The organism is Cellvibrio sp., from assembly GCF_053579595.1.
This window is the reverse complement of sequence record NZ_JBRFPI010000351.1, coordinates 1-4,739: the sequence shown is the minus strand read 5'-3', so window position 1 is coordinate 4,739 and position 4,739 is coordinate 1. Positions and strand designations below refer to the sequence as shown.

At 40.9% G+C, this 4,739-nt stretch carries 4 protein-coding genes; all 4 read left to right on the top strand.

The window, feature by feature from the left end; translation table 11 throughout:
- A partial coding sequence (locus ACWA6V_RS17410; protein ID WP_449523682.1) for an NACHT domain-containing protein occupies nt 1-1,914 on the top strand: 1,914 nt, incomplete at its 5' end.
- Nucleotides 1,915-2,019: 105 nt separating this feature from the next.
- Nucleotides 2,020-2,775, top strand: a complete 756-nt coding sequence (locus ACWA6V_RS17405) for a ribonuclease H1 domain-containing protein (protein ID WP_449523681.1) — start codon at nt 2,020-2,022, stop codon at nt 2,773-2,775.
- A gap of 164 nt (nt 2,776-2,939) precedes the next feature.
- Nucleotides 2,940-4,163, top strand: coding sequence for a hypothetical protein (locus tag ACWA6V_RS17400; protein WP_449523680.1), 1,224 nt, complete (start codon nt 2,940-2,942; stop codon nt 4,161-4,163).
- A gap of 84 nt (nt 4,164-4,247) precedes the next feature.
- On the top strand, nt 4,248-4,739 hold a 492-nt coding region (locus ACWA6V_RS17395), incomplete at its 3' end, for a hypothetical protein (RefSeq protein WP_449523679.1).

Here is a 4,739-nt window from a genome sequence, read left to right as displayed (position 1 = left end):
GATTTTAAGGCGCATCAAAATATCCTTGTTCAAGGTGATTTTCAGAGTGGGAAAACCACGTTGGCAAACCATCTTTTTATTGAATTTTTAAAGAGTTCCGAGCCTGCGATCTTAATTGATATGCAGGAAATTTCCGGGAAAAAGCCAAATTTGGATTTAATAAAAGAAATATATCAGAGAGAGCTAAATGGTGATTTCGATCTATGGTTACAAAAGCCAAATAAAATTGCTTTAATTGATAACCTTACGCATGTAGGAAATTCCATTGACCATTTAGAATTCCTCAGTGATTTTTTTGAAAAAAGAATAGTAATGTGTTCAATGGAGGAGTACGAGTCCTATTTTTCGGATGATGAACGGCTAACTGGATTTTCAGTATTCAATTTAAGGCCATTTAATCATGCAAAGCAGGAAAAGTTAATTAAGAGGTGGCTGGAGTACAAAAATAAGGGTGCAACAACTGATATTGAGTTTGGATTAATTGATCAAATCGAAAATAATGTGAACTCAATAATTATTAATAACAAAATCCTCCCTAGATATCCTTTTTTCATTCTATCAATATTGCAGACTCACGAGGCATTTATGCCTCAGGATATTAAAATTACAGCTTACGGACATTGTTATTACGCTCTCATTATGGCTCATCTAATAAAGTCTGGAATATCAAAAGATGATAGCTCAATATCCTCCTGTTTTAATTATGCCAGCAATTTGGCATACGAAATTTACTCTGGCGACCCTATTTCTCTAACTATTTCAAGAGAGAAATACGAATTATTCAAAAATAAATATAAAGATAGTTATATTATTCAGGAAGCGCTAATAAACAGAATGCATAGTAGCAGCGGAATTATTAGAGAATGCAATGGGCATGGCTATAAGTTCGGCTTGGCATATAGCTACTATTATTTTCTTGGTCAATATCTGGCTGAGAATCACAATAGAAATAGAAGCACTCTCGTTGAAATGATTGAAAATAATTTTCGAAAAAACAATTCGTTGGCAATTATTTTCACGATTCATCACTCTAATGATATCGATATTATAGATGAGATCCTTACTCATACGATGTGCGCTCACGATGAAATTGAGCCAGCTACTCTTGATGCTAAAGAGCTTGAGATTTTCAACGAACTTTTGAGTGTTATTCCTGATAGGTTGAGTGTAAACGGAACGATCGAGGAAACACGAAATAAGGAAAGGGATGGGAGGGATGAGCGGGATGCAAAAAATGGGGAGAGCGAGATTGTTTCTGTTGAGCAAGAGTCTGAAAAAAACGATCATCTCGATAGAACTTATCAGTGTTACAAAAATATAGAAATACTAAGTCAAATTTTAAAAAACAAATTTGGAAGCTTAAAGAAGGACAAGGTAACAGAAATTGTTGAGATTATCTGTGACGCTGGATTAAGGCTTGCAGCTATGCTGTTGTCTAAAAATATTAACGTTGAAAGCTTGCTTCAATTTGTCTATAGGTCTTACAAAGAGTCTGAGGATTTCGATGATAGTAAATCCGAATCTGAACATTTGACTGAGATAAGAAAGATGATTATTTTCCGAGTTTTTATTTGGGTTGTTTTGAATTTGGAAAAGACTGTATCAGCAATTAATAAAACGGAAATCAAAGAGGTTGTTAAGGCTATAAAAGATAAAAAGAACACTCCTGCTTTCGATGTAATATATTATTTCTATACGCTTGACTCATCTATTAGATTTGAGGACTACATAAAGGATGAGCTCAGGGATTTGCTGGAAAAGTATGAAAGTAAAGAAATGGATTTTCTGAGAAAAATCCTTTCAATTAGAACTCAGCACTATATGAATACACATGACGTAAAAACACAGATGCGTCAGGTTATGTCTTCATTGCTTAAAATTGAATACAAACCAAAGCCTTTAAAAATAGGATAATGATTTTAAAGGTACCTTCATTCTGAGCTATTCGCACCACAGATTTTCGGAAAATAAATTAAATTATTGTAAGTGTTCGTATTTAAATTAATTAAAGAGAGTGTAATGGCTTCAAAATTTTATGTGGTATGGGCAGGGCGGGAGACGGGGATTTTTACAGATTGGCCGACGTGTAAAAAACAGGTCGATGGATTTGTGGGTGCGCGTTATAAATCGTTTTTAACGCGCGAAGAAGCCGAAGCCGCTTTTGGTAGTGCAAAATCCACCGCCGGAACCGGACGTGCTGCCGCCGCTAGCGGTGCCAAAATCAAAACCTATAATGCCGCTGAAGTAAATGCATTACCGGTTGATGTAAAAATATTTACCGACGGCGGCTGCGAACCAAACCCCGGCGAGGCGGGTTCGGGTTTGGCGGTTTATCGCGATAATAAAGTGGTTGAGCTTTGGTATGGCTTGTATAACCCCATGGGTACTAACAACACCGCCGAGTTAAATGCGTTGCACCAAGGTTTGTTATTGGCAAAAGATGAAATCGCTAAAGGCAAAACTGCAGCGGTTTTTTCTGATTCCCAATACTCCATCCAATGCGTTGTGCAATGGGCAATTGGTTGGGAAAAAGCGGGTTGGAAAAAGAAGGGCGGCGAGATTAAAAACCTCGAACTGATTAAAGAAATTTATTCCCTGCACCAAACCCTGAAGGACAAAGTGCAAGTGTTGCATGTGAATGGCCACGTTGGTGTACAAGGCAACGAACTTGCTGACCGTATGTCCATTCTTGCTATCCAATCCCGCGAAACTGAGTTTGCACTCTACCGCGAGCCATTGGATATCGCTGCAATTTTGGCAACGCGTGCGGGTTAATGAATAGATTGAAATTCGGTGTATGCCCTTACTGCAGATCACGCAATTTAAAAGCTTGAAGGTGAAGAATTTGTCTGTTCGGATTGTTGTGCAGTTAAAATATAAAGCTAACCTATAGACTAATAATTATCTTCATCAGTTTTGGTTATTCAAGGATTAATGATATGCAAAAATCTATTGCATCACCCAAACAGTTACAGTCTGGACACCAGAGTGGTTTAACGCAAGGTGAAGCGAGAGTGGGTAGTGCTGATCAGCAACATCATGCTGCCTTGGTTGCGGACTCCCGTGTTGCCACCCAAGACAAGATGAATTTGCAATCGGCAATTGCTAATAGCCCTCGTGCTACACAATTGCAATCTATGAAAAGTTTTATACAAGCCGGTACCCGTGCAACCTTTCCATCTGCTGTCCATCCAGTTCAACTACGGCTTAAGCAGTGGAAACCTTCCAAGTCTCCCGCCACTGATAAAGAAAAATTGGGCGAAATTAATGCAAAAAAGGTATCCGATGAGGTGGATAAAGCTTATCAGGAAACTGAAAGCAATGACCTCTCCGGCGCAGGCGACGCCTACGCTGCGCTCTACTTATTGCGCCTGAGTGAATATGGCAATAAAAAACCGGGTAAAAAAGGCATGCACCCATCAACGGCAGCAGGCTACGTTATTGAAAGCAAAGTAAGTAACCGTTTGGCGAGTACAGATGGGATGAATTTCCAAAACACATCGCTGCTTAGTGGTACACGTCCGGACGTTACAGTTGATTTGGGTGATGGCAAGACCGCATTGATTGATATGACTGCGCAAAAAAGCCTTGGGCATATTTTTAACAAAAAAGGGAATTGGGTTGGCCATAAATCGATTCCCTATGTTGCCGAAGCCTGGTACCCGAGCATGAACTTTAGCGGGAAAGCGCAGCAACTATCGCCACAACAAATCAAAATGGCAGAGGAAGCGGCAGAGCGCAAAAAAGAACTGGCAGATGTAATGCGAGCTGAGACCAAGCAACAAAAAACGGATGAATTCCTTGGTGTGCAGAATGAGCTATTTAACAAGCTGGTGAGTGCTGGTGGTGTCGCATTAAAAATGTTATTCCGCAAAAAGCGCGATATGGCTGTTTTGCGTGAACTCGGCGTAGATCTTGAAGATGATGGTGAGCAAGCGATTAAATTAAGTATTGCCGCGCGTAACCAATTTGCCGGAAAAACCGGGAGTGATTCGAATCCTACACCGGGTTTCTCCGTTACCCAAAAAGATAAAGGGCTCAATATTATTCGCAATGCCGTTCGTATGGCAGAGATGTCGGGCGAGGTTAGGAAGAAAACTTCAAGAACGACCAGAACGACTAAGCGAGGATCAAAAGCCAAATCAACGTACAAACGGCGATAGGGTAGAGATAAGAGCAATTCCTTTACTCGCGCATAATCCAACACACTTAATGTATCGATCAATTGATTCCTGCAGGATGTTTTTTTGTCTAACGTCAAATCCAATTATATTTACCTCAGCCTTTTCTGTGTGTTTGCGCTAGCGCTTTGGTTCCCCTCACTTTTTATTCCCTTCTGGGGCGATGATTATTTTTTTCTCACCCAAGCACGTGAAGCTCGCTTAAATGATGATTCCTGGTGGTTGCCGTTTGTTACGCAATCGCAAACCGGTTTCTGGCGGCCACTGAGTATGGATATGGGCTGGCGGTTTGTAGAGCAAATGCTGCACGGCGATGTGTTATACGCGCATATTTATTCCTGGTGTTTAACACTCGTATCGCTACTGGCCGTAGCTTGGTTCGCGTATGAATTTGCGCGGGCGATGCAATGGCCGCAACCAAAACTGATTGCGCTACTCACAGCAGCGATGCACGCGGTGCATGTGGTGACCTACTTGCCGCTGCATTGGGTGGCGGCGATGAACAGCCCGACGCTGGTATTTTTTATGAGCGCAACGCTCGCCTTCTGGATTGCATTG

What these genes read in the sequence shown, in the direction of transcription:
- ACWA6V_RS17405 (WP_449523681.1), top strand. Translation starts at nt 2,020, where the DNA reads ATGGCTTCAAAATTTTATGTGGTATGGGCAGGGCGGGAGACGGGGATT.
- ACWA6V_RS17400 (WP_449523680.1), top strand. Translation starts at nt 2,940, where the DNA reads ATGCAAAAATCTATTGCATCACCCAAACAGTTACAGTCTGGACACCAG.